This window comes from Sphingobium sp. MP9-4 (assembly GCF_005281675.1).
GTDB classification, from domain to species: Bacteria; Pseudomonadota; Alphaproteobacteria; order Sphingomonadales; family Sphingomonadaceae; genus Sphingobium; species Sphingobium yanoikuyae.
Window position 1 is genome coordinate 40,154 of sequence record NZ_LUFI01000023.1, and the last position, 23,013, is coordinate 63,166.

Sequence of the window (23,013 nt, forward strand, 5' to 3'; positions counted from 1 at the left end):
GGCCGGAGCATATTGTTCATGATATGTTCCGGCCACTTTCCAAGGAGAATGCATGATGGCGGACCCGGTTCTTCTCTATACCAACCCCATGTCCCGCGGGCAGATTGCCCGCTGGATGCTGGAGGAGGTCGGCGCCCCCTATGAGGCGGTGATCCTGGATTATGCCGGCGGGATGAAGACCGCCGACTATCGCGCCATCAACCCGATGGGCAAGGTGCCGGCGATCGTCCATGGCGGCAAGGTGGTGACCGAATGCGCCGCCATCTGCGCCTATCTGGCCGACGCCTTCCCGGCCGCCGGCCTGGCGCCGGCGACCGATGACCGGGCCGATTATTATCGCTGGCTCTTCTTTGCTGCCGGACCGGTGGAGGCCGCCGTCACCAACAAGGCGATGGGCTTCGTCCTGCCCGAGGGACGCGAGCGCAGCGCGGGCTATGGCTCGCTCGACGACACGCTCGATACGCTGGAAACGGCGGTCACCGGCCGCAGTTGGATCTGCGGCGGCACCTTCACCGCGGCGGACGTCTATGTCGGCGCGCAGATCGACTGGGGGCTCGCCTTCGGCACCATCCCCAGCCGCCCGGCGTTCGAGGCCTATGCCTCCCGGCTGCGCGAGCGCCCAGCCTATAAAAGGCAGAAGGAGATGGACAACGCCCTGATCGCCGAGATGCAGAAACAAGGCTGAGCCTGCCCCCTTCCCCACAAAGCAAAAGGCCCGGCGGAGATGTCCGCCGGGCCTTTTTTGACTTGCCGTTCGACCGCTATCAGCGACGATCGCCGAACAGGCGCAGCAGGAACAGGAACATGTTGATGAAGTCGAGATAGAGGTTCAGCGCCCCCATCACCACCGACTTGCCCATCATCTCCGTGCCGGCGACATAAGCATAGATGCTCTTGATCTTCTGCGTGTCATAGGCGGTGAGGCCCGCAAACAGCAGCACGCCAACGGCGCTGATGACCAGATCCATCATGCTGGAGCGCAGGAAGATGTTGATCAGGCTGGCGACCAACAGGCCGACCACGCCCATGATCAGGAAGGTGCCGAAGCCCGACAAATCCTTCTTGGTGGTGTAGCCGAACAGGCTGAGGCCGGCGAAGGCCGCAGCGGTCGCGAAGAAGGTCTGCGCGATCGACGTGCCGGTATAGACCAGGAAGATCGACGACAGCGACAGGCCCATCACGGCGGCATAGGCCCAGAACAGGCTCTGCATCGCGACGGTCGACAGCTTGTTGATGCCAAAGCTCATCACCATGACGAAAGCCAGCGGCGCGAACATGATGACATATTTCAGGATGCCGGGGCCGGCGAGGATTTGGAGCGCCAGACCGCTCGACGCGAACAGCATCGCGACGACACCGGTCAGCAGCACGCCGCTCGCCATATAATTATAGACCGACAGCATATATTTGCGCAGCCCGGCATCGAACGCCTCGCTGCGCGCGGCGCTGGCATTGCCAAAGCCTGCGATGTCGGAACGGGGGTCGGACCAATTGGCCATGGGTAAAATCTCCTTGGACGGCCTTTCTCGGCCGATCGTCATAGTATCGGCGCTAACGCCTCTCAGTTCAAGCGAAAGCCGAAGGCTAACAGCGATGTCATGCCTGAAGGCTACGCTAAAAGATCATGTCAAATTGACTTGCGCGAAGGCTCGGACCGGGAATGTGCCCATGCCGACGATCTTGGGCGGCACCGCGGTGAAGGCGAAGCCGGCATCCGGCAGCATGGCCAGATTGGTCATATGTTCGCAGATCAGCACGCCCGCCCCCAACAGCTCGCGATGGACCGGGCGGCCGGTGCCGGGCCGCGTATCGTCGATATTATGGCTGTCGATGCCGACCAGCCGGGCGCCGCGCGCCACCAGCATCTGCGCCGCCGCTTCGGTCAGGAAGGGGTGATCCTCATAATAGGCGGGCGTGCGCCAGTGCCGGTCCCAACCGGTGTGGACCAGCACCGCGCGGCCGGCGACATCGATCCCATCCAGATCGGCGGCGTCGGTCGCCAGGCCCACGGCCTCGAACGGCCTGCGCACCACGATCGCCGGCAGGCTGGCCAGCCGGTCGAGGTCGAGCATGGAGAGATCATCGCCCTCCTCGAAGCGGTGGAAGGGCGCATCGAGATAGGTGCCGGTGTTCGACACCATGTCGATCCGTCCCATCTGAAACGCGCTGCCATCGGCATAGTTGGCGCGCGACTGTTCGCGGGTCCAGTAATCGCAGATATGCGGCGCGGCGACGCCCTTATAGGTGGTCATGCCATGTTCGATGGCGTGGCTGAGATCGATGAAGCGGGTCATGACGGGGACATTCTCCTACGGAAGATGCGCCACAGGGTGGAAAAGCCGACGACCGCCCAGATGATGTTGAGCACCATCGAGGGAAAGGCGCCATGCCACCAGGTGTTGAGGATGAAGAAGGCGGCGCCGACGGCGTTGAGCCACTGGAAGGTCGCCGACCCGCCCGACAGCCGCCCGGTCGAGACGCCGACATAGGCGATCAGCACCAATATCGCGCCGGCCCAGCCGACGATCTCCACGAACAGCGCCACCATCCACCCCCAAATGAAAAGGGCTCCCTCCTCACGGAGAGAGCCCTCATTCCTTAGCTCAGCGCGTCAACCGATCAAGCGCTCAGGCGGCGAGCTTGCGCAGCACATATTGCAGGATGCCGCCATTGAGGAAATATTCCAGCTCGTTGACGGTATCGATGCGGCAGAGCGCGGTGAAGCTGAAGGTCGAACCGTCGGCGCGGGTGACCTGCACTTCGACATCCTGGCGGGGCTTGAGGTCGGCGACACCGGTGATGGTGAAGCTGTCATCGCCCTTGAGGCCCAGCGTGTCGCGGGTCTGGCCGTCCTTGAACACCAGGGGCAACACGCCCATGCCGACCAGGTTCGAGCGGTGGATGCGCTCGAAGCTTTCGACGATCACGGCGCGCACGCCGAGCAGGTTGGTGCCCTTGGCCGCCCAGTCGCGCGACGATCCGGTGCCATATTCCTTGCCGCCGATCACGACCAGCGGCGTGCCGTCGGCCTTGTGCTTCATCGCCGCGTCATAAATTGGCATGACTTCGCCCTGATAGCTGGTCATGCCGCCTTCGACGCCGTCGAGCATCAGATTCTTGATGCGGATATTGGCGAAGGTGCCGCGCATCATGACTTCATGATGGCCACGGCGCGAGCCATAGCTGTTATAGTCGGCCTGGGCGACCTGATGCTCGCTCAGCCACTTGCCTGCGGGCGAGGTCGCCTTGATCGAACCGGCCGGCGAGATGTGGTCGGTGGTGATCGAGTCGCCGAAGATCGCCAGCGGCATGGCGCCGATGATGTCCGTGACCGGCGCCGGGGTCATGGTCAGCCCCTCGAAATAGGGCGGGTTGGCGACATAGGTCGACCCGGCACGCCACTTGTAGGTGTCCGACCCGGTCACCTCGATCGCCTGCCAATGGGCGTCGCCCTTGTAGACATTGGCGTAGCGGGCGCGGAACATCTCCCGGTCGACCGCCCCCGCCAGGGTGGTCGCGACCTCGTCATTGGTCGGCCAGATGTCCTTGAGATAGACCGCTTCGCCATCCTTGCTCGTGCCGATCGGGGTGGTGATGAAATCCTCGATCACCGTGCCCTTGAGCGCATAGGCGACGACCAGCGGCGGCGAAGCGAGGAAGTTGGCGCGCACGTCGGGCGAGACGCGACCTTCGAAGTTGCGGTTGCCCGAAATGACGGCGGCGGCAACCAGGCCATTTTCGTTGATCGCCTTGCTGATCGGCTCGGCGAGCGGGCCCGAATTGCCGATGCAGGTGGTACAGCCATAGCCGACGAGGTTAAAGCCGATCGCGTCGAGATGCGCCTGGAGGCCCGCCTTTTCCAGATAGTCGGTGACGACCTGGCTACCGGGCGCCAGCGACGTCTTGACCCAGGGCTTGGGCTTCAGGCCCAGCTCATTCGCCTTCTTGGCGACGAGGCCGGCGGCGATCAGCACATTGGGGTTGGAGGTGTTGGTGCAGCTGGTGATCGCGGCAATGGTGACGTCGCCATCGCCAATATCATAATCCTTGCCCTCGACCGGAACGCGGGTCTGCGCCTTCTTGTAGGTATTCACCATGTCCGCGTTGAACACATCGTCCACTTCGGGCAGCGCGACGCGGTCCTGCGGGCGCTTGGGGCCGGCGAGGCTCGGCACCACGGTCGAGAGGTCCAGTTCCAGCGTATCGGTGAAGATCGGCTCTATCGACGGATCGATCCAGAAACCCTGCTGCTTGGCATAGGCCTCGACCAGCGCGATATTCTCGTCGCTGCGGCCGGTCAGGCGCATATAGTCCAGCGTCTTGTCGTCGATGCCGAAGAAGCCGCAGGTCGCGCCATATTCGGGCGCCATATTGGCCAGCGTCGCGCGGTCGGCTAGACTGAGCGTGGCAAGGCCGGGGCCGAAATATTCGACGAAGCGGCCGACCACGCCACGCGCGCGCAGCATCTGGGTGCAGGTCAGCACCAGATCGGTGGCGGTGACGCCTTCCTTCAAATTGCCGGTGAACTTGAAGCCGACAACTTCGGGGATCAGCATCGACACCGGCTGGCCCAGCATCGCGGCCTCCGCCTCGATCCCGCCCACGCCCCAGCCCAGCACGCCCAGGCCATTGACCATGGTGGTGTGGCTGTCGGTGCCGACGCAGGTGTCGGGATAGGCGATGGTGGCGCCGTCGGAGCCTTCGCTCGACCAGACGCCCTGGGCGATATTTTCCAGGTTCACCTGATGGCAGATGCCGGTGCCCGGCGGCACGGCGTAGAAGTTGGCAAGGCTCTTGCTGCCCCATTTCAGGAAGTCGTAGCGCTCCATGTTGCGCTGATATTCGATCTCCATATTGTCCTGGAACGCGCGGGGCGTGCCGAACTCGTCGACCATGACACTGTGGTCGATGACGAGGTGGACGGGCACCTGCGGGTTGATCTTGCTGGCATCGGCGCCCAGCGCATTCATCGCGTCGCGCATGGCGGCCAGGTCGACGACGCAGGGCACGCCGGTAAAGTCCTGCAGCAGCACGCGCGCCGGGCGATACTGGATCTCGCGCTCGGCCTTGCCCTTGTCATTCTGCCAGTCGACGATCGCCTTGATATCGTCGGTGGTGACGGTCACGCCGTCCTCGAAGCGCAGCAGATTTTCCAGCAGCACCTTCATCGAGAAAGGCAGGCGCGAAACGTCTCCAAGCTTCGCAGCAGCCTTTTCCAACGAATAATAGGCGATGTCCTTGCCGCCGACATTGAGCGTGTCGCGCGTGCCGAGAGTATCCTGTCCGGTGGCGGTCATAAGATATGCGTCTCCTCGCATAGGCCCGGCCATGCGGAAGGAAGCGTCGCGTTCCCACCAGAAGCCACGAAGACGCGGCAAGGTGGAGGGAGGCGCCCCAACCTATGGTCGAAGCAAGTGTGTCCCGATGAGCGGTGGCATACAGATTGCCACCGCCAAGTAAAAGGGACAAAATGGTCGAAACCGCCTTTATTTCCGCCATTTTTGCTTACTGAAAATCATTCGCAGCGACGCGCACAAGGGCCGCACTTTTATTGTGCGCGGGGCGTGGAAATCACGCCCGCCCCGCCCCATATCTTGCCTTTATCAGCGCGCCTTTTCCGCTGCGATCCAGCCGTCGATCTGGCTTTCCAGCACGGTAAGCGGCACCGCCCCCTGCGACAGTACCGCATCATGGAAACGGCGCAGGTCGAACTTGGGCCCGAGCTGCTGTTCCGCCCGCGCCCGCAGCTCGCGGATCTTGATCTCGCCCAGCTTGTAGCCCAGCGCCTGCCCCGGCCAGCTGATGTAGCGATTGACCTCCGCATCGATATTGGCGTCGCTCAGGGCGCTGTTCGCCTTCATGAAGGCGACGGCCTTCGCCTTGTCCCAGCCCTTGGCATGGATGCCGGTGTCCACCACCAGCCGGCAGGCGCGCCACATCTCATAGGACAGGCGGCCCATCATCTTTTCGGGCGTGTCGTAGAGGCCCATCTCCTCGCCCAGATATTCGGTGTAGAGCGCCCAACCCTCGACATAGGCGGTGAAGCCGGCGAGATATTTGCGGAAGGGCGGCAGCGGCAATTCCTGCTGCAGTGCGATCTGATTGTGATGGCCCGGCACCGCCTCATGCGCGGTCAGTGCCGGCAATTCCCAGAAGGGCCGCTGGTCCAATTTCGACGTATTGACCCAGTAGGTGCCCGATATCCCCGCTTCGGGCGCGCCGGGGCCATAATAGGCGGTGGTCGTCCCTTCCGCCTCGGCCGCCGGGATCGGCTTGATGCCATAGGGCAGGCGCGGCAGCGTGGCGAAATAGCGCGGCAGCAGGCCGTCGATCATCTTGGCCTGGCGCGCGGCGACGCGCAGCAATTCCTCGGGCGTCTTCGCGTAATAGCTGGGGTCGGTACGCAGATGCTGGATGAAGGCGGCACGGCTGGGATAGCCCGCCTTGGCCGCGATCGCGTCCATCCGCTTGCCGATGCGGGCGACCTCATCCAGCCCGATCTGGTGGATTTGATCGGGGGTCAGGTCGGTGGTGGTGTGGGTGCGCACCCGGCTGGCATACCAGGCCGCGCCACCCGGCAGCGTCGATGCGCTGTCGCTCTTGCGGCATTTGGGCAGATAGTCCGCCACGAACAGGTCGTGCCATTTGCCATATTCCGGCGTGATGACATCGCGGATCACCGCCACCGCGCGCGCCTGTAGCGCCGCCCAGTCGGCATCGCTGATGTCGCGCGGCTTGGTGCGGGTGAAGGGCTCGTAGAAGCGCGTTCCTTCCGGCGCCCCGGCGACGATGCCGCTGATCCCCTTGGCAAAGCCGCCCAGCACCGAACAGGGCAGCACATAGCCGCCCTTGATCGCCTGGCGAGTGATCACCATGCCATCGCCATTCTGCTTCGGGTAAAGGGCCAGGCGCTTCAGATAGCTCTCATAATCGGCGCGGGTGTAGAAAGGCAGGCCGTCGGCCATGCCGGAAAAGCCCTGATGCCAGCTATAATAGGTGGTGAAGAGCATCAGCCGTTCGGCCTGATGCTTGTCGCTGGCGATATCGTCGCGCAGCATCCATAGCAGCACCGCGCGATTGACCTTGTCAGCGGCGTCCAGCCCTGTCTCCGGCACCGCATCCAGCCGGGTGACGAAGCCCTGTTCCGCCTTGATCTGGGCATCGCGGGCGCCAAGCGACAGGTCGGAAATCTGGTCGTCATAGTCGCGCACGCCGCGCGCCGTCGCCTCCACCGGATGGACCGACAGATACCATGCCCAGTGATCGTCGATCACCTTGGTCAGCTGGTCATGGGGAGTCTGGGCGTGAGCCAGAGCGGGCGCCGCAACGGCGAGCATCAGGGAAATGATCTTGCGCATGGGCGCAACTGATCGCGCGGCGCAACGATTCTGGCAAGATGGCCCGATGCCGGTTCAGGCGGCGGCTACGCCGTCCGCTTCGACAATGTCGTCGCCGGCATAATAGCCGCGCACCCGGACCCGCTTTTCCACATGGTCGACCGGCACCCGCAGCAGCACCAATCGCCAGGTGCCGCCAAGATCACGCTGGAGCAGGAAGCCGGCCTCATCGCGCAGCAACCGCCCGGTTTCATCCACTCCAGCGCCAATCTCGATCATGCGTGTCAGTCTATCGCGTCCTTGATGCCCTTGCCAGCCAGAAGGCCCAGAACAAGGAAGATCAGGAACAGGGCGATGGCGATGCCGAACAGCAATTTGGCGATGCCGACGAAGGTGCCGGCGGCGCCGCCGAAACCGAGGACGGCGAGCACGGCCGCGATCACAAGGGCAATGATGGCAAGACGAATCATGGTGGGATTCCTTCCGTTTCTCTGATGTTTCCAAACGGAGGAAGGCGCGCATTGTTCCGCGCGCGCAGCGTTCAGACCCAGCCTTCAAGCACCTGATTGGGCGGGCGGTGGCCGTCGGCCCAGGTGCGGATATTGGCGATGACGCGCGCGCCGGTGGCGTCGCGCCCCTCGAAGGTCGCCGAGCCGACATGGGGCAGCAGGGTGACATTGGCGAGCGCCAGCAGCCGCGGATCGACCGCCGGCTCATGGGTGTAAACGTCAAGCCCGGCGCCGGCGATCCGTGCTTCGGCAAGCGCGGCGATCAGCGCCGGCTCGTCGGTGATTTCCGCGCGGGAGGTGTTGATGAGATAGGCGTCGGGCCGCATCAGGCCGATCCGCCGCGCATCGATCAGGCCGCGGCTGTCGGCATTGAGCGGGCAATGAATCGACACGATGTCGCATTCGCGCAGCAGCGCGTCGAGATCGTCATGCCAGCTGGCCTCCAACTCCTGCTCCACCTCGAACGGCAGGCGATGGCGGTTATGATAGGCGATGGAGAGGCCGAACGCCTTGGCGCGGCGGGCGACGGCGCGACCGATGCGGCCCATGCCAATGATGCCCAGCTTCTTGCCGCCGATGCGGTGCCCCAGCATGCCCGACGGGCTCCAGCCATGCCACTGGCCCGAGCGCACCAGCTTCTCCCCCTCCGCCAGGCGGCGGGGCACGGAGAGGATCAGCGCCATGGTCATGTCGGCCGTGTCTTCGGTCAACACGCCGGGCGTGTTGGTGACGATCACGCCCCTGGTCCGCGCGGCGGCCAGGTCGATATGGTCGACGCCGCTGCCGAAGCTGGCGATCAGTTGCAGCCGGTCGGGCGCGCCGGCGATCAGTTCCGCATCGATCTGGTCGCTGATGCAGGGCACCAGCACGTCGCACTGCGCCATGGCGGCGGCGAGTTCGGCCCGGTTCATGGGAATGTCGCCGGTGTTGAAGCTGGCGTCGAACAGTTCGGCCATGCGCGCCTCCACATTGGGGGGCAGGCGACGCGTCACGATGACGCGCGGCGTTGCGGGGCGCGGTTTCCTGGCCATAGCATGGCCGCTATTCCCGCCTGCCCCGCCGGTCAAGCGGATATGCTGCCGCCTGCGATTGAAAGCTTGTCGCGACCGGCCGGACAAGCGTATGGAAAGACCATGGGTGATATGGGCAAAGGGTCGGGCATGAAGCGCCTGCTGCTGGGCGCGGGCATGATCGCGGCACTGACCAATATGAGCGGCGCGGCGGCGGCCCCGGCCAAGCCGGTGCCCTATTGGGCGTCGCTGTCGCATGACGAGGCGCGGATGCGCGTCGGCCCCAGCCTCGATTACCCGTCCAACTGGGTCTATCAGCGCCGCGACCTGCCGGTGAAAGTGGTGCAGGTGCTGGGCCTGTGGCGCAAGGTGGAAGACCCTGACGGTGCCCAGGGCTGGATGCATGTCCGCCTGCTGAGCGATACCGCCACGGCGATCGTCACCGCGGCGCAAGCACCGATGCACGAGGGCGCGAGCGAAACCAGCCGCACCCTGTTCCGCGCCGAAAAGGGCGTGGTCGGCCGGATCGGTTCCTGCTCGAGCGGCTGGTGCGCATTCGACGTAAAGGGCCAGAAGGGCTTCGTGAAGGCGAGCGACGTGTGGGGCGCCACCAGCGGCTGAACCCGGCGCGGCAAAATAGGAAATGCCGCGCTTAACTTCGCATATTTCCCGCACATCCTGACATTTTCGTGCCGATGATGGAAATTATCGTGCGAGACCATGGATGCGCGCGGACGATGGGAAAGAGCCGGCGACGGTATAGCGGAAAGCCGGCGCTGTAGGACAGACGCCACGGCCCCGGCGCCATCGCCCCTAAGGATTTTCCGCCATCGGCCATCCGGAATAGCCCGATTGTTTCGCACCCGACATCGTCATAGCAATCCGTTTGTCGCAGCGCGCCGGGATTGACCCCGACATCTGCCTGGACATGGGGGACAGCGATGGCTTGGAGCAGGCGCGCATTCATCGGCGCAACGGCAGCATCGGTCACAGGCCTGTCCCTGATACCGGGCCTGATACCAGCCAGGGCGAATGCGCAGGCGAACCGGCAAAAAACCTATGGCGTCGTCGAAATCCGGCGGGGCGGAATGAGCGTCGCAGCCTACCGGTTTGACCGTGACCAGCTGGGCCGACGAAAGCTTTCAGGCTTCGAGCGCATGGCGCCGGAACCCACCGGCAAGGCCTTCGTGGAAACCGAACTGGCCAGCCCACTTGGCCCCGCAGCGGATGACGCCATGGCCGCCCAGAGCGTCGACATTGTGGCTGGCCATATCGATCGGCTGAAGTCCCAGCATGGATTGCAGACCAGCGACATTGCCGTGCTGGTCTCGGGCGGCCTGATCGACTTCGCGCCAGGCCGGGTGGAGCAATTCATCGCCGCCCTTCCCGCACGAACGGGCATCACCCCCGAAATCATCTCGATCAAGGATCAGGCGCGGCTGGGCTATGACTGGATCGTGCGCCCCGCTGATCGCCGCAATGTGATGCACGTCAACATCGCCAGCGGCACTATCAAGGGCGGCTATTATGACCAGCATGGCCAGTTTGTCGCCCTTTCGGCACCCTATGGAGCCAAGACGATGGCCGGCGCGGTCAAGCTTCGCTGGCCGGACGTCCGCACCGCCACCGTCGGCCAAAGGGCATCGGAATTTTACGGCGACACCGTGGCTCCGGTGCTGGCGCCACAGATTGCGACGGAACCCCCACCCCAGCAACGCCCGACCGTCTATCTGACGGGAGGGATCGTGACGGCAACCGCCGTGATCTTCCGCCCGAAGGCCATTCTCCAGCCTCATCATTGGGTAGAGATGCAACCCGATGATTTTGCGAACCTGCTCGGCCTGATCGCAAGCGGCACCCCTTATGGTGGGCCATTACCCGCGACCCTGACCGGCGAGGAAGGCGACCGCGTGCGCGACGCCCTGCACCGGGTGCGGAACAGCTTCAACCCGCACGAGATGGCCGCCGGGGCGGCCATCGGCGATGGGCTGGCGCGGCAGCTGCGCTTTGACCAGCGGATCAGGCTGGCGCTGCCCCAATTGGCTGGCACCCAGATCTGGGTCTCGCAATATCTGCTCGAAAAATTCGGCTGATGCCCCGCGCGATCTACCATCAGAACAAGGAGAGGTTGATGATGCTGGAGCTTCTCACGCGCCCCTCGATACAACGGTCAGCCGCCATTCTGCTGGGCCTTATCGCCGCATCACCGGTACAGGCGCAGAACCGGCTCGACAATTTCGACCAGCGCGTCCTGGCCGCCCATAATGCGGAGCGTGGCCAGATTGGCGTGCCCAACCTTAGCTGGAGCCCGGCGCTCGCCGCCGACGCGGCGCGATGGGGCGCCAATCTCCAGACGCTAAGCGATCTCGAACATGATGGTTCGCTGGTCGCCGAGGGCGAGAATCTGTGGCGGGGCAGCAAGGGCGCCTATACGCCCGAAGACATGGTGACGATGTGGATCGACGAGAAGGCGGCGTTCAAGAATGGCGTGTTCACCGATGTGAGCACATCGGGCCAGTGGGAAGATGTCGGCCATTACACGCAGGTGATCTGGCGCGACACGACGCAGGTGGGATGTGCGCTCGTCACCGTGGCCAGCGGCGAGGATGAGATACTGGTCTGCCGCTATCTCGACGGCGGCAATGTCACCGGCCAGATGACCTACTGATCGCGCGAGATCATGCGGCGCCTGTCGCGCAGGGAGGGCAGCATTCCTGTCAGAAGTCGACCATGACCGAGAGCCAGAGGCGGCGCCTTTCCCGGTTAATCGAATGGGTCGGCAGGTCGCGCCATGGACTGCCCTTTCGAACAGTCCACAGCACGACTTCCATGAATAGCTGATTGTTCTTGCCGCTACGTCCGGGGGCAGTTTGCCCAGATAGTGCGCTTCTATCGTCGCCCAGCTGGATTCACGGCCCCTAGAACAGGCTGCCGTCTATATCCGGCTCGGGGCTGTCCTGCATGCCTCTGGTCTGGATGGCCATTTCGACTTCGCCCGCCAGCAGCGCGGCGTCGTTGCCGGTGAAGCCGCTTTCGGCATCGATCAGATCATCCAGTTTGAAGCGGGCGGCAAACATCTGGAACCGCTCGAGGGCTTCGTTCAGTTCATCGGGCATGGGGCCTCTCCTATCGCGGTTGCGTCCTGCCCCAACGAGGCAGGGTTGCCTTTGGTGCCATGGCCCCCGCATTTTGCCGGCAGATGTGCGCGGCATGAAAAAGGGGGCCGTGGCCCCCTTCCCCATCTTACCATTCATAGGCCTTGGGCAGGCTGCCCTCGGTCGGGGTGGCGTAGCGGTCGCGCAGCTTGGTCTGGCGGTTGTCGATCGGCTGCTGGATGCCGTCGATCCACACCGCGACCGGCGCCGATTCCATTTCCAGCGGATCGCCGTCCCAGATCACCACGTCGCCCGCCTTGCCGGCCTTGAGCGAGCCGATCCGGTCGCCCAGCCCCATCGCCTCGGCCGGGGCGGAGGTGATGCTGCGCAGCGCCTGGCCCCAGCTGAGGCCAGTGGCGCCCGGCACCTTGTTGAGCGCGACCATATTGCCCGCCTGCTGGGTGGCGAGGCGCAGTTGCAGCGCTTCGTCCCGGTCCATCAGGCCCATGGCGACGGGCACGCCGGCCTTCACCATGCGGCCGACATTGCTCTGGGTCGCCGCCAGCTTCTCGAAGCTGGAGGGCAGGTCGTCGAGCCCGCCGGCGATCACCGGCACCTTGGCGGCGGCGATCTGGCTGGCGACCATCCAGCCTTCGGTCGCGCCGGCGAGGATCAGCTTCAGCGCCGGGAAGTCCTTCCTGAGCGCCAGCACGCCGAGAATGTCGCGCGCGCTTTCGACATGGATCATCAGCGGCATGGCGCCGGTGACGACCGGGACCAGCGCCTCGGCATCGACGCGGTTGAGCAAAGCGTCCTTCGACCGGCCATCATAGCTGGCCGGGGCCTTGGCATAATCCTGCGCCTCGCGCAGCATCATCTTGAAGGTGAGATAGGCGGCCGGTCGGCTGCCGCCGGCATCCTCCGCCCCTTCTTCGCCCATCTCGACATATTGGAAGGCGCGCGCCTTGGTGATCGGGTCCATGTCGGCCCCCAGATCGACCACGGCGCCCTGCCCGGCAAAGATGCCGTTGCCGGTCGCGGGCACCACCACCGCGCGGGTCACGCCGGCGGTGCGGCTGATCGCGATCGGGTTGGCCAGCGGGTTGATTGCCGGTGCAACATCGATCGCGGCCGAGAAAGGCGTGCGGGCGTTGATGTCGTTGGTTTCCTTGACGCCGGGCACTTCGGCCAGGCCCACGCGCGAGAAGCCCGAGACGATGCCGGGCGTCACCCATTTGCCGCTGGCGTCGATGGTCTTGGCGCCAGCCGGCACGGCAACGCCGGCCCCGGCGGCCACCACCTTGCCGGCGGAAATGACCACGGTGCCATTCTGGATCGGTTCCGACCCGTCACCGATCGCTAGGGTGGCGCCAGTGATGGCGATGGTCTGGGCCAGGGCCATGGGCGAGGCGGCAACGGCCAGCAGCGCGGCGGCGGCGCGGATTGCGGTCTTCATCGTCATTTCACGTCTCCCGCGCCGATCTGGCCGAGTTCGAAGTCGGTTACCGGGCGCCGCTTGGGATCATTGGCGTCATAGAGCAAGGCGCCGTCGACCCAGACCTTTTCCGGCCGGGTATAGGTGCTGAACGGATTGCCGTTCCACAGCACGACGTCGGCCATCTTGCCGACCTTCAGGCTGCCGGTCTGGTCGGCGATGCCCATCGCCTTGGCCGGGTTGATGGCGAGCCAGGTCCAGGCGATCTCGTCAGGGATATTCAGCCCCATGCGACGGCCCGCGCCCAATGCCTTGGCCGCTTCCTGGTTCAGCCGCTGAATGCCATTCTCGTCGTCGGAATGGACGATGGCGCAGGCGCCGGCCTGGTGGACGAGCGGGACATTTTCCTTGATCCCGTCATAGGCTTCCATCTTGAAGCCATACCAGTCGCCCCACATGGCGGCGCAGATGCCGTTCTCGCGCAGCAGGTCGGCGATCTTGTAGGCCTCGACCGCGTGGTGGAAGGCGGTGACCTTGTAGCCGAACTCCTTCGACATATCGATCACATTGGCCATCTCGTCGGCGCGGTAGCAATGGTTCTGGACCAGGATCTTGCCTTCCAACGCGTCGGCCAGCGTCTCCATGCCCAGGTCACGGGTCTGGTCCTTACCGGCGGCGCGCTTCTTCTGATATTCGCGCGCCTTGATCCAGGTCTGGCGATCGACCGCCATATTGCCCATGCGGGTGCTGGGCTCGCGCCCCTTGGCGCCGTAGACGCGCTTGGGATTTTCGCCGCAGGCCATCTTCAGGCCATAGGGCGCGCCGGGGAACTTCATCCCCTGCATGGTGCGGGCCTGGACATTCTTCAGGATCACGCTGCGACCGCCGAACAGATTGCCCGAACCGGGCAGGATCTGAAGCGTGGTGACGCCGCCATTGGCGAGCGCACGGCCAAAGCCGGGGTCCTGCGGCCAGACCGAATGTTCGGCCCAGACATGGGGCGTGACCGGCGAGGTCATTTCATTGCCGTCCGAATGCGCGTCCACAGCAGGCGAGGGATAGACGCCCAGATGGCTGTGAATGTCGATGACGCCGGGCGTCACGAACTTGCCGGTGCCGTCGAACACCGCGATGTCGGCCGGGATCGGCGTGTCGGGGCCGCCGATCGAGGTGATCTTGCCACCCGACAGGAAGACGACGCCCTTGTCGATCCGCCCGCCCTCACCGTCAAAGATGGTTGCGCCGCGGATCGCGGTCGCGACGCCCGGATAGGGCTTGTAGGTCGAAGGGTAAGGATTGTCCGGCTCGGCCGAACTGCCCTGGGACGCCGGTGCGGGCTGATCCTTTTCCTTCTTGGCGACCGCCGGCGCGGTCATGCCGGTCGCGACCAGCGCCAGCCCCAGCAGCAGCTTGCTGCGTGCGTTCATGCCTGTTTCCCCTTTTCAGCGGCAATGAGATCGAGATGCATCATGCGTTTCACATAGGGCGAGACCAGCAGCACCAGGCCGCCGACCACCACGGAAAACCAGCCGATGCGGCTGTAGACGTCCAGCACCTGGGTCACGTCGCCCGCTTCCCCGCTGCCGGTGGCGCGCGCGATCAGGCCGGCGATGAAATTGCCCGCGGCCATCGCCAGGAACCAGGTGCCCATCACCAGCCCGACCATGTTCGACACCGACAGGCGCGTCATCGCCGACAGGCCGACCGGCGAGAAGCAGAGTTCCGCCATGGTGTGGAGCAGATAGATGAGGAAGACGAAGATCACCGGCGTCAGCGACTGGCCGGCCATCGCCGCGCCCGCGACCAGCACCAGGAAGCCGGCACCGCACAGGATGAGCCCGATGCCGAACTTGGCGGGCGAGGATGGCTCCAGCCGGCGCTCGTCGAGGAAGGTCCACAGCACCGCGAACAGCGGCGCGAGCAGGATGATGTAGATGGAATTGACCGACTGGAACAAAGAGGCCGGCACGTCCCAGCCCAGGATGACGCGATCGACATTGCGGTCGGTGAAGATGTTGAGCGAGGAGCCGGTCTGTTCGAACAGGCCCCAGAAGAGCGGATTGAGCGCGATCAGGAAGAGCGCGGCGAACATCCGGTCGCGCTCCACCTTGGTCAGCACCGTGACCGAGCGCCAAAGGATGTAGGCGACCGTCAGGGCGGAGAAGATCAGCAGCGTATAGCCCAGCAGTTCGGCATAGCGGATGACCATCCAGATCGCCGCCACGCCCAGCGCGGCGCTGGCATAGATGGTCCATTCCTGCGAGATCGTGCCGATCGCCGGCGCGCGCAGCTTTTCCGGCGCGGGCGGCTCGCCCTTGCCCAGCAGCCAGGGCCGCAGCCAGACGAACATGACGAGGCCGAGCAGCATGCCGACGCCGGCCGCGCCGAAGCCCCAGCTCCAGCCCCACAGCTCGCCCAGCAGGCCGCAGACGATCGGTCCGCTGGCGCCGCCCAGGTTGATGCCCATGTAGAAGATAGAGAAGGCCGGGTCGCGACGATGATCGTCACGGGCATAAAGTTCGCCCACCAGCACCGAGATATTAGCCTTCAGGAAGCCGGTGCCGACGATGATGCTGGCCAGCGCCAGATAGAAGCCGTTGAGATAGAAGGCATCCTGCCCCCCCGGCCCTTCGGTGATGGCGATCAGGAAATGGCCGATGGCGATGAACACGCCGCCCACCAGCACCGCCTTGCGCGGGCCAAGGAACCGGTCGGCCAGATAGCCGCCTATCACCGGGGTGATATAGACCAGCGAGGTATAGGCGCCGTAGAGGATATAGGCCTTGTCCTCGCCGAACAGGAAATGTTTGGTGAGGTAGAAAATCAGGATGGCACGCATGCCATAATAGGAAAAACGTTCCCACATTTCCGCGAAAAACAGCAGGAACAGGCCGCGCGGATGGCCGAGCCAGGTCTTGCCTGCCTCCGCCGGTACGGTGATTGCGGTCGCCATCGGACCCCCTTGAAATTGTCTTTTTGTGCCGGCCGGCAAGAGCGGCGGCGTTATGGCACGGACCCTAGAGGGGAAAGGTGGGCAGAGTCAAAGAGGGGTTTGGGGCAGGATTGAAGCGATAGGAAGTGCGCCCTTCACCCTTGCGTCCGGCGGCAAAGCCTCCCATTTGGCAACCGATGTTCAACGACCTTTCCAGCCCCCTCACCCTGCTGCAGACCCGCCGTTCCGGCAAGCCGCGCGACCTGATCGCGCCCGGCCCGGACGATGCGCAGCTGCGCCAGATCCTCGAAGTCGCGCTGCGCACGCCCGATCATGGCAAGCTGGCGCCCTGGCGCTTCGTGATCGTGCCGCAGGACAAAAGGGAAAAGCTGGCCGCGCTGCTGGAGGCCGCCTATCGCGCCGAGAAGCCGGAGGCCGGGCGGCTGGAGATCGAGGCGATGCACCAGTTCGCGCATCAGGCGCCGACCCTGGTGGTGGCGCTGTCCAAGCCGATCGCGAGCAGCAAGATCCCGGTCTGGGAACAGGAATTGTCGGCCGGCGCCGCGATCATGAACCTGTTGCACGCCACCCATGCGCTGGGCTTTGCCGGCGGCTGGCTGACCGGATGGCCGAGCTTCAATGACGATGTGCGCGACGCCTTTGGCAGCGAGGACGAGCGGCTGGCCGGATTCGTCTTCATCGGCACGCCCTCACGCGCGCTGGAAGAACGGCCCCGGCCAGATTATAACGATATCGTATCGACATGGGACAGATAATTGCCGAAAATACGGGCTTTCACGTAACAAGGTCCATTGACCTGCACGGCTGTATTATGGCACTGATGCACTTATGAGCGACGAATCCAAACCCGTCTATCTCCGCCTCCGCGAGATCATTGCCGCCTCCATCCTGGATGGGGACTATCGCGATGGCGACCTCCTCCCCTCGGTCCGCGCCTTTGCCGCGCAGCAGGGCGCCAATCCGCTGACCGTGGCCAAGGCCTATCAGAGCTTCCAGGATGACGGGCTGGTCGTCGTGAAACGCGGCGTGGGCATGTTCGTCGCCGATGGCGCGACCCGCAAGCTGCGCGAGGCGGAACGCAGCCGCTTCCTGGAAAGCGTGTGGCCGCCGGTCGCGGCACAGATCCGGCGGCTGGGCATCCGGCTCGACGAACTGGACAGCCAGAAGGTCTGAAGAAGAGCGCCCCGCGGGGCGCTTTTTTTTTACAATGAAGCGAGCGCCTTCACCGCCTGCTGGCGATCGGGGAAATGGGCGGCGGCCGCGCGCGACAAAGCGCGCTTCGCCTCCGCCTTGCGCCCGGCGGCGGCATAGGCCTGCCCCAGATGGAACTGGAAAGGCGGGTTTTGCGGCGCGAGGGCGACCGCCTTTTCCAGCAGATCGATCGCCGCCGGCCCCTGCGCATCGGTGCGCAGCAGCACCAGGCCGTAGATATCGGCGGTGACCGGATTGGCCGGCATCAGGCGATAGGCCTGGGCGGCATAGAGGCGCGCCTTGCCGGGCGATCCCATTTCCAGGCTCGCGCGGGCCAGATCGGCCATCAGCAGCGCATCATGGCCGCCCGTCTGGGCCTGTACCGCCTGCAACAGGCGCAGCGCGCCGCGCCAGTCATGCGCCTGCATCGCCGCCCCGGCCGCCAGTCGCTGCATCTCCACATCCATCGGATTCTGCGCCAGGAACAGGCGGACGAGTTGCAGCGCGCGGGCGGGATCGCCCGCCGCGCTCCAGGCCGCGACCAGCCGCAGCGCGGCATTGCGATCGAACCGGATATTGGCCGCCGCCTCGAAACTGCGGGCGGCATCGGCCGGCCGGCCGGCAGCGACCAGCGCATCGCCCAGCACGACATGAGCGGCCGGCGCGCCGGGATTGGCTCGCGCCAGCAGCCCGGCGCGGTCGACCGCCTCGCCCGTGCGCCCCTGCATCAGCAACGCGCGGATATAGGGGATATTGTCGGCCGCGGTGGCGACATCGGCCGGCGGCGTCATGACGGCGTTCGTGCCCCCCAGCAGGTCCGACGAGGGACGCACCGGCCAGGACGCGCGGGCCAGCAACGCATCGGCCTGCGCGCGATCGCCCAGTTGCTCCTGCGCGCGGGCGGCCAGCGTCAGCACATAGGGATCGGCATCATGGCGATCGACAAGGGGGCGAGCGTCGCCGCCGTGCCGGCATAGTCGCCGGTCAGATAGGAAGCGCGGGCGAGCAGCGTGCGCGCCACGCGATTGTCGGGCTGCATCGCCACCAGCGGCCCCAGCGCATCGGCCGCCAGCACGGCATTGCCATCCGACAGGTGCAACACGCCGCGCAGCAGCCGGGTCGCCGGCTCGCCATCCAGCCGGCCATCGGTGCGCGCCAGCAGGGTGCGGGCAAGATCGATCTGCCCGGCGCGGGCCGCGATCACCGCCTGAAGGAACCAGGCGCGCGGATTGCCGGGATCGAGCGCCAGGATGCGCCGGCTGACGCTGAGCGCGCGGCTCGCGCGGCCGGCATCGGCCAGTGTCGCGGCATATTCGGTGAGCGGGGCAAGCGCATTGGGATGATCGTCGAGTGCCCGTTCGAACCAGGGCAGCGCCGCCACCAGCCCATATTGATCGCGGATCAGCATGCCGCGCAGGGTCAGCGCATCCGGATCGCCCGGTGCCAGCGTCAGCGCCTTGTCCGCGGCCGCAATCGCCCCGGCCTGATCGCCCAATGTCAGGCGGAACCGGCCAAGATCGACCCAGGTCCGGGCTGCGCGCGGGGCGAGATGCAGCGCATCGTCAAAGGCGCGCTGCGCGGCGTCATTGTCGCCCTTGGCCTGCCAGGCGCGGGCGGCGACACGGGCCGCCTCGGCCGACTTGCCTTCGCCCGCCTGCACGGCGCGCAGGGCGCCATCGGCATCGCCCTGCAACAGCAGCGCCTGCGCCAGCAGTCCATTCGTGTCGCCGACGCTGGCGCCCAGCTTGCGCGCGCGCAGCAGATCGGCCTGCGCCCCGGCGCCATCACCCAACTGCACCAGCGCGCGGGCATGGCCCAGCCGCGCCGGCAGCGACGCCGGATTGCCACGAATGGCGTTCATCATCTCGATCCGGGCGGTGCGCGCATCACCGGCATCCAGCGCGGCCAGCCCGCGCGCGAGCGCGGCACTGCCGTCCGCCTCATGCACGCGCCACTGCCACAGGCCGGCCAGCGCCAGCAGCAGCAGGGCAAGGCCCGCCAGCAGGATCAGGCGTGAGCGCCGCATCGATCAGCCCTGCATCTTATATTGTTTGAGCAGGTCGTAGAGGGTCGGCCGGCTGATCCCCAATATCTTGGCGGCGCTGGAAATATTGCCGTCGGTGCGCGCGATCGCCCGGCGAATGGCGCGACGATCGGCCATTTCGCGCGCCGCCTTGAGATTGACGACCTCGCTGCCTTCGGCCCGATCGCCGTCTAGGTCGAGATCGGCCGCCGTCACATGCTTGCCATCAGCCATGATGACCGCGCGCTTCACGCGATTTTCCAGCTCGCGCACATTGCCCGGCCAGCCCCAGGCGTCGAGTGCCGCGAGTGCATCGGGGGCGAAGCCCTTGACCTGCGGGTTCATGTCCTGCGCGAAGCGGGTGAGGAAGTGGCGCGCTAGCAGCGCGGGATCGCCCGGCCGGTCGCGCAGCGCGGGGATGCGGATGACGATCTCGGCCAGGCGATAATAGAGATCCTCGCGGAAGCTGGCGGCGGCAATCATCGCGTCGAGATCCTGGTGGGTGGCGCACACGATGCGCGTATCCACCGCGATCGGCTGGCGCCCGCCGATCCGTTCGATCACCCTTTCCTGCAGGAAGCGCAGCAGTTTCACCTGCAAGGGCAGCGGAATGTCGCCGACCTCGTCCAGGAACAGGGTGCCGCCCTGCGCCTGCTCGATCTTGCCGGGGGTGGTCTTGACCGCGCCGGTGAAGGCACCCTTTTCATGCCCGAACAGTTCTGATTCCAGCAGGGTTTCGGGGATGGCCGCGCAATTGATCGCGACGAAGGCACCGCCGCGACGCGGGCTCGCATCATGCAGCCCCTGCGCCAGCAATTCCTTGCCGGTGCCGCTGGCGCCCAGCAGCATGACCGAGACATCGGCGCTGGCGACCCGCTCGATCGTGCGGGCGACCCGCATCATTTCCGGCGCGCCGGTGATCATCCGGCCGAGCACCCTGCCCCCCTCCGGCGCGGCTTCGGCGAGGCGGGCATTTTCCTGTTCCAGTGCATGGACGTGAAAGGCGCGCCGGACGATCAGGCCCAGCTCGTCAATGTCGACCGGCTTCTGGTAGAAATCATAGGCACCGCCGGAAATGGCATTGAGCGCGCTTTCCCGCGCGCCATGGCCCGACGCCACGATCACCTTGGTATCGGGCTTGATGCGCAATATCTCCTCCAGCGTGGCAAAGCCCTCGCTGGTTCCGTCCGGGTCCGGCGGAAGGCCCAGGTCGAGCGTCACCACATCGGGCGCCTCCATCCGCAGCATCTCGATCGCTTCCAGCCGGTCGCCGGCGATGAAGAGCTGATAATCCTCATAGGCCCAGCGCAATTGCCGCTGCAGGCCGGGATCATCCTCGACGATCAGCAATTTGGGGCGGGTGTCGCTCATCAGGCGGCCTTTCCTTGAACATCATCGCACGCCGGCGCGGGCGCCAGCGGCAGGCGCAGGGTGAAACGGCTCCCCACGCCGGGTTTGCTTTCCACGTCGATCCGCCCGCCCATCGCCTCGGCCAGGCTGCGCGCCTCGAAGGCGCCGAGGCCAAAGCCGCCGGCCTTGCTGGACGAAAAGGGCTTGAACAGATCGCGGCGGATAAATTCGGCGGTCATGCCGCAGCCCTGATCGACCACAGCCAATGTCGCCTGGCCATGCGCGCTGCCCAGATGCAGTTCGACCGGGCGATCGGCATCGCTGGCATCGATCGCATTTTGCAGCAGATGGACCAATATCTGCTCGACCCGCGCCGGATCGGCGAGCGCGACCGGCACGTCGCCGCTGACGGTGATCGCGCGCTGGCGGGCGCGGCTGCGCACGACCTGTTCGACCAGCGGGCCCAGCGCCACCGGGCGCGGCTCTTCGGGCCGGCCCTTGTTATGCTGCGACAGGCGGGCGAGCATGTCGTTCATCTTGCCCACAGACTCCTTGAGCGTCAGCAGCATGTCGGCGCGGAAATCGGGATTGTCGGCGTGCCGCTCCGCATTGCGCGAGAGCAGGGACAATTGGCTGACCAGATTCTTGATGTCATGCGCGATGAAGGCGAAGCGGCGGTTGAACTCGTCGAAGCGCTGGGCGTCGTCGAGCGCCTGCTGCCCCTGCGCCTCGCTGATATGGGTCGCCGCCTGACGCCCGGCGGCGCGCAGCATGTCGAAATCCTCCCAGTCGAGGCGGCGGTCGATCGGCGGCGGCGCAAGCAGGATCGCGCCGATCAGCCGGCCATAATGGAGCAGCGGCACCAGCGCCCAGACATGGGCATCCTCGATCAGCCAAAGCGGCAGGTCGAAGGTGGCGTCGCCATCGCGGATGCGACCGACATCGACGATCCAGCCGCTCCCTTCCCAGCTTTCCAGTTGGTCGAGCGGCAGGGACATGCTGGCAATCGGCTCCTGCGGCCAGTTCCATTGCGCCTCGAACGCCAGCCGACCGTCATCGGTGCGCAGCAGCAGCAAGGCAGCGGGGGAATCGGTGATGTCGGCGACCGCCTTGGCCACCCGCTCGCCCAGCGGCGGGGCATTTTCGCCCGGCCGGCCGATGGTTTCGCCAAAGCGCATCCATTCGGTGCGATAGTCGTAGCGATGCTGGAAGAAATGCTTGGCGACCTGCACCTTCCACAGCGCGCGCATCTGTGGCGAGGGCAGCAGGACGAACGCGGTCACCGCGACGAAGAAGACCGCGCCAATCTCCACCACCCGCGCATAGGGGCCGGCGATCATCTCGATCAGCACCGCCGCCGCGGTCAGCACCACGACATAGAGGCCGACCGCGACCAGCGAGAGCGACTGGAAGGCGATGGTGCGCGACAATTGCAGCCGCCCGGCCATTTCCTTGCGCATGCCGATGGCGATCACCGGCGCCAACAGCGCCATCAGCGGCCCGCGCAGCGCATAGAGTTCGTTGACCCGGTCCATCGCGAAATAGCCGATGACATAGAGATTGAGGTCATAGGTCCACATCGCCGCCAGCGCGCCGAGCAACAGCGACACCCGCCCGCGATCGCGCGAGGGCCAGGCGGTATAGAGATGATGGACCAGCAGCAGGCAGCCGATCGCGGTCATCATCCGCAGCACCAGCGACACCGCCACCAGCATCTGATGCAGGTCGCTGCGGACCGGCAATTGCCGCCAGGTGAGATCGGTCGAGGTCTGGAGGAAGATGAGGCCGGCGACGGCGAGATAGACGAGGCCGACGGCGACTAGCGCGCCGCCGCGCGAGGCCGGCCCGCGCCGCAGCATGACGAACAGCAGCATCAGCCAGGCGGCGTTGCGGACACTTTCCCCGATGCCCGACAGCGGCTTGTCGACGCCACCGAACGAGACATAGAGCGCCCAGCAGGAGGTCAGCAGCAGCGCGCTGGCGAGCATGCGCGGCTCGGCCGCATCGTCCCGGCGCCGCAGGATGAAGATGCCAAGCGCGGCGAACAGGACCGCGGCCAGTGCATGGCCCCAGTCGCCGATGAATTGCAGCAGCGCGCTCATGGCCTGCC

21 protein-coding genes and 2 pseudogenes are annotated in these 23,013 nt (G+C 65.5%); 6 read left to right on the forward strand and 17 right to left on the reverse strand.

All coding sequences use genetic code 11. The annotated features are described in order from the left end of the window. The first annotated feature begins 55 nt into the window (after positions 1–55). Positions 56–685, forward strand: coding sequence for a glutathione S-transferase family protein (locus A0U87_RS06005; protein WP_048939096.1), 630 nt, complete (start codon positions 56–58; stop codon positions 683–685). A gap of 79 nt (positions 686–764) precedes the next feature. Here the strand turns inward: A0U87_RS06005 and A0U87_RS06010 are convergent, their stop codons facing one another. The 8 genes from A0U87_RS06010 to A0U87_RS06045 form a co-directional block, all read right to left on the reverse strand. Further along, positions 765–1,499 carry a Bax inhibitor-1/YccA family protein gene (locus A0U87_RS06010; protein WP_048939075.1) on the reverse strand — a complete coding sequence of 245 codons (735 nt, stop codon included), beginning with the start codon at positions 1,497–1,499 and terminating at the stop codon, positions 765–767. A gap of 123 nt (positions 1,500–1,622) precedes the next feature. Beyond that, positions 1,623–2,294, reverse strand: coding sequence for a cyclase family protein (locus A0U87_RS06015; RefSeq protein WP_048939074.1), 672 nt, complete (start codon positions 2,292–2,294; stop codon positions 1,623–1,625). Then, entirely contained in the window at positions 2,291–2,548 is a 258-nt protein-coding gene (locus tag A0U87_RS06020) for a hypothetical protein (protein WP_037515777.1), read from the reverse strand. The genes A0U87_RS06015 and A0U87_RS06020 overlap by 4 nt, the downstream gene beginning before the upstream one ends. A 79-nt stretch (positions 2,549–2,627) precedes the next feature. Continuing rightward, the gene (gene acnA / locus A0U87_RS06025; RefSeq protein WP_048939073.1) at positions 2,628–5,297 is read right to left on the reverse strand and encodes an aconitate hydratase AcnA; all 2,670 of its coding nucleotides are present in this window, start codon (positions 5,295–5,297) and stop codon (positions 2,628–2,630) included. 306 nt (positions 5,298–5,603) lie between these two features. After that, positions 5,604–7,358 carry a DUF885 domain-containing protein gene (locus A0U87_RS06030; protein ID WP_122928204.1) on the reverse strand — a complete coding sequence of 585 codons (1,755 nt, stop codon included), beginning with the start codon at positions 7,356–7,358 and terminating at the stop codon, positions 5,604–5,606. Between the two features lie 54 nt (positions 7,359–7,412). Further along, complete coding sequence (locus tag A0U87_RS06035) at positions 7,413–7,616, reverse strand: DUF5818 domain-containing protein (protein ID WP_004211342.1); 204 nt, start codon at positions 7,614–7,616, stop codon at positions 7,413–7,415. 5 nt (positions 7,617–7,621) lie between these two features. Further along, positions 7,622–7,807: a DUF1328 domain-containing protein gene (locus A0U87_RS06040; protein ID WP_004211340.1), complete on the reverse strand. Its 186-nt coding sequence runs from the start codon at positions 7,805–7,807 to the stop codon at positions 7,622–7,624. A gap of 71 nt (positions 7,808–7,878) precedes the next feature. After that, positions 7,879–8,877, reverse strand: coding sequence for a D-glycerate dehydrogenase (locus A0U87_RS06045; RefSeq protein ID WP_010337376.1), 999 nt, complete (start codon positions 8,875–8,877; stop codon positions 7,879–7,881). Positions 8,878–8,979: 102 nt separating this feature from the next. Here A0U87_RS06045 and A0U87_RS06050 point away from each other — a divergent pair, with 102 nt between their 5' ends. After that, positions 8,980–9,477: an SH3 domain-containing protein gene (locus A0U87_RS06050; protein ID WP_004211336.1), complete on the forward strand. Its 498-nt coding sequence runs from the start codon at positions 8,980–8,982 to the stop codon at positions 9,475–9,477. 31 nt (positions 9,478–9,508) lie between these two features. Here the strand turns inward: A0U87_RS06050 and A0U87_RS06055 are convergent, their stop codons facing one another. After that, positions 9,509–9,847 (reverse strand): hypothetical protein, encoded by a 339-nt coding sequence (locus A0U87_RS06055; protein WP_137405288.1) that lies wholly within the window; start codon positions 9,845–9,847, stop codon positions 9,509–9,511. 166 nt (positions 9,848–10,013) lie between these two features. Here A0U87_RS06055 and A0U87_RS06060 point away from each other — a divergent pair, with 166 nt between their 5' ends. Both A0U87_RS06060 and A0U87_RS06065 read left to right on the forward strand, forming a co-directional pair. Continuing rightward, complete coding sequence (locus A0U87_RS06060; protein ID WP_137405289.1) at positions 10,014–10,949, forward strand: hypothetical protein; 936 nt, start codon at positions 10,014–10,016, stop codon at positions 10,947–10,949. A 38-nt stretch (positions 10,950–10,987) separates the two neighbouring features. Continuing rightward, entirely contained in the window at positions 10,988–11,524 is a 537-nt protein-coding gene (locus A0U87_RS06065; protein WP_234415741.1) for a CAP domain-containing protein, read from the forward strand. Between the two features lie 109 nt (positions 11,525–11,633). On the opposite strand, the pseudogene A0U87_RS06070 reads toward A0U87_RS06065, so the two are convergent. The 5 genes and pseudogenes from A0U87_RS06070 to A0U87_RS06090 all read right to left on the reverse strand — a co-directional run. Beyond that, positions 11,634–11,720 (reverse strand): annotated as a pseudogene (locus tag A0U87_RS06070) (IS5/IS1182 family transposase); the annotation flags it as partial. Between the two features lie 54 nt (positions 11,721–11,774). After that, the gene (locus tag A0U87_RS06075; RefSeq protein ID WP_004211334.1) at positions 11,775–11,972 is read right to left on the reverse strand and encodes a hypothetical protein; all 198 of its coding nucleotides are present in this window, start codon (positions 11,970–11,972) and stop codon (positions 11,775–11,777) included. Positions 11,973–12,099: 127 nt separating this feature from the next. Then, a complete protein-coding gene (locus tag A0U87_RS06080) occupies positions 12,100–13,413 on the reverse strand; it encodes an amidohydrolase family protein (protein ID WP_048939430.1) in 1,314 nt (437 codons plus the stop codon). After that, positions 13,410–14,813, reverse strand: coding sequence for an amidohydrolase (locus tag A0U87_RS06085; protein WP_048939431.1), 1,404 nt, complete (start codon positions 14,811–14,813; stop codon positions 13,410–13,412). Before A0U87_RS06085 ends, A0U87_RS06080 begins: the two co-directional genes overlap by 4 nt. Next, the gene (locus A0U87_RS06090) at positions 14,810–16,339 is read right to left on the reverse strand and encodes a peptide MFS transporter (protein WP_048939432.1); all 1,530 of its coding nucleotides are present in this window, start codon (positions 16,337–16,339) and stop codon (positions 14,810–14,812) included. The genes A0U87_RS06085 and A0U87_RS06090 overlap by 4 nt, the downstream gene beginning before the upstream one ends. 176 nt (positions 16,340–16,515) lie before the next feature. On the opposite strand from A0U87_RS06090, the gene A0U87_RS06095 reads away from it, so the two are divergent. Together A0U87_RS06095 and A0U87_RS06100 are read left to right on the forward strand one after the other, a co-directional pair. Further along, on the forward strand, positions 16,516–17,094 hold the full coding sequence (locus A0U87_RS06095; RefSeq protein ID WP_048939433.1) for a nitroreductase: 579 nt from the start codon (positions 16,516–16,518) through the stop codon (positions 17,092–17,094). Between the two features lie 73 nt (positions 17,095–17,167). After that, positions 17,168–17,512, forward strand: coding sequence for a GntR family transcriptional regulator (locus A0U87_RS06100; protein ID WP_004211328.1), 345 nt, complete (start codon positions 17,168–17,170; stop codon positions 17,510–17,512). A 29-nt stretch (positions 17,513–17,541) separates the two neighbouring features. Here the strand turns inward: A0U87_RS06100 and A0U87_RS27100 are convergent. The 3 genes and pseudogenes from A0U87_RS27100 to prsK all read right to left on the reverse strand — a co-directional run bounded on the left by A0U87_RS27100 (position 17,542) and on the right by prsK (position 23,005). Further along, a pseudogene (locus A0U87_RS27100) lies at positions 17,542–19,556 on the reverse strand (tetratricopeptide repeat protein). A 3-nt stretch (positions 19,557–19,559) separates the two neighbouring features. Then, a complete protein-coding gene (gene prsR / locus A0U87_RS06110) occupies positions 19,560–20,924 on the reverse strand; it encodes a PEP-CTERM-box response regulator transcription factor (protein WP_004211323.1) in 1,365 nt (454 codons plus the stop codon). Further along, complete coding sequence (gene prsK / locus A0U87_RS06115; RefSeq protein ID WP_137405290.1) at positions 20,924–23,005, reverse strand: XrtA/PEP-CTERM system histidine kinase PrsK; 2,082 nt, start codon at positions 23,003–23,005, stop codon at positions 20,924–20,926. The genes prsR and prsK overlap by 1 nt, the downstream gene beginning before the upstream one ends. Between the last annotated feature and the right edge of the window lie 8 nt (positions 23,006–23,013).

Coding starts and splice junctions, on each gene's coding strand:
- A0U87_RS06060 (WP_137405289.1), top strand. CDS start 10,014: ATGGCGCCGGAACCCACCGGCAAGGCCTTCGTGGAAACCGAACTGGCC.
- prsR (WP_004211323.1), bottom strand. CDS start 20,924: ATGAGCGACACCCGCCCCAAATTGCTGATCGTCGAGGATGATCCCGGC.
- A0U87_RS06040 (WP_004211340.1), bottom strand. CDS start 7,807: ATGATTCGTCTTGCCATCATTGCCCTTGTGATCGCGGCCGTGCTCGCC.
- A0U87_RS06030 (WP_122928204.1), bottom strand. CDS start 7,358: ATGCGCAAGATCATTTCCCTGATGCTCGCCGTTGCGGCGCCCGCTCTG.
- A0U87_RS06095 (WP_048939433.1), top strand. CDS start 16,516: ATGTTCAACGACCTTTCCAGCCCCCTCACCCTGCTGCAGACCCGCCGT.
- A0U87_RS06100 (WP_004211328.1), top strand. CDS start 17,168: ATGAGCGACGAATCCAAACCCGTCTATCTCCGCCTCCGCGAGATCATT.
- A0U87_RS06045 (WP_010337376.1), bottom strand. CDS start 8,877: ATGGCCAGGAAACCGCGCCCCGCAACGCCGCGCGTCATCGTGACGCGT.
- A0U87_RS06080 (WP_048939430.1), bottom strand. CDS start 13,413: ATGACGATGAAGACCGCAATCCGCGCCGCCGCCGCGCTGCTGGCCGTT.
- A0U87_RS06065 (WP_234415741.1), top strand. CDS start 10,988: ATGATGCTGGAGCTTCTCACGCGCCCCTCGATACAACGGTCAGCCGCC.
- A0U87_RS06015 (WP_048939074.1), bottom strand. CDS start 2,294: ATGACCCGCTTCATCGATCTCAGCCACGCCATCGAACATGGCATGACC.
- A0U87_RS06020 (WP_037515777.1), bottom strand. CDS start 2,548: ATGGTGGCGCTGTTCGTGGAGATCGTCGGCTGGGCCGGCGCGATATTG.
- A0U87_RS06075 (WP_004211334.1), bottom strand. CDS start 11,972: ATGCCCGATGAACTGAACGAAGCCCTCGAGCGGTTCCAGATGTTTGCC.
- acnA (WP_048939073.1), bottom strand. CDS start 5,297: ATGACCGCCACCGGACAGGATACTCTCGGCACGCGCGACACGCTCAAT.
- A0U87_RS06090 (WP_048939432.1), bottom strand. CDS start 16,339: ATGGCGACCGCAATCACCGTACCGGCGGAGGCAGGCAAGACCTGGCTC.
- A0U87_RS06010 (WP_048939075.1), bottom strand. CDS start 1,499: ATGGCCAATTGGTCCGACCCCCGTTCCGACATCGCAGGCTTTGGCAAT.
- A0U87_RS06050 (WP_004211336.1), top strand. CDS start 8,980: ATGGGTGATATGGGCAAAGGGTCGGGCATGAAGCGCCTGCTGCTGGGC.
- A0U87_RS06005 (WP_048939096.1), top strand. CDS start 56: ATGGCGGACCCGGTTCTTCTCTATACCAACCCCATGTCCCGCGGGCAG.
- A0U87_RS06085 (WP_048939431.1), bottom strand. CDS start 14,813: ATGAACGCACGCAGCAAGCTGCTGCTGGGGCTGGCGCTGGTCGCGACC.
- A0U87_RS06035 (WP_004211342.1), bottom strand. CDS start 7,616: ATGATCGAGATTGGCGCTGGAGTGGATGAAACCGGGCGGTTGCTGCGC.
- prsK (WP_137405290.1), bottom strand. CDS start 23,005: ATGAGCGCGCTGCTGCAATTCATCGGCGACTGGGGCCATGCACTGGCC.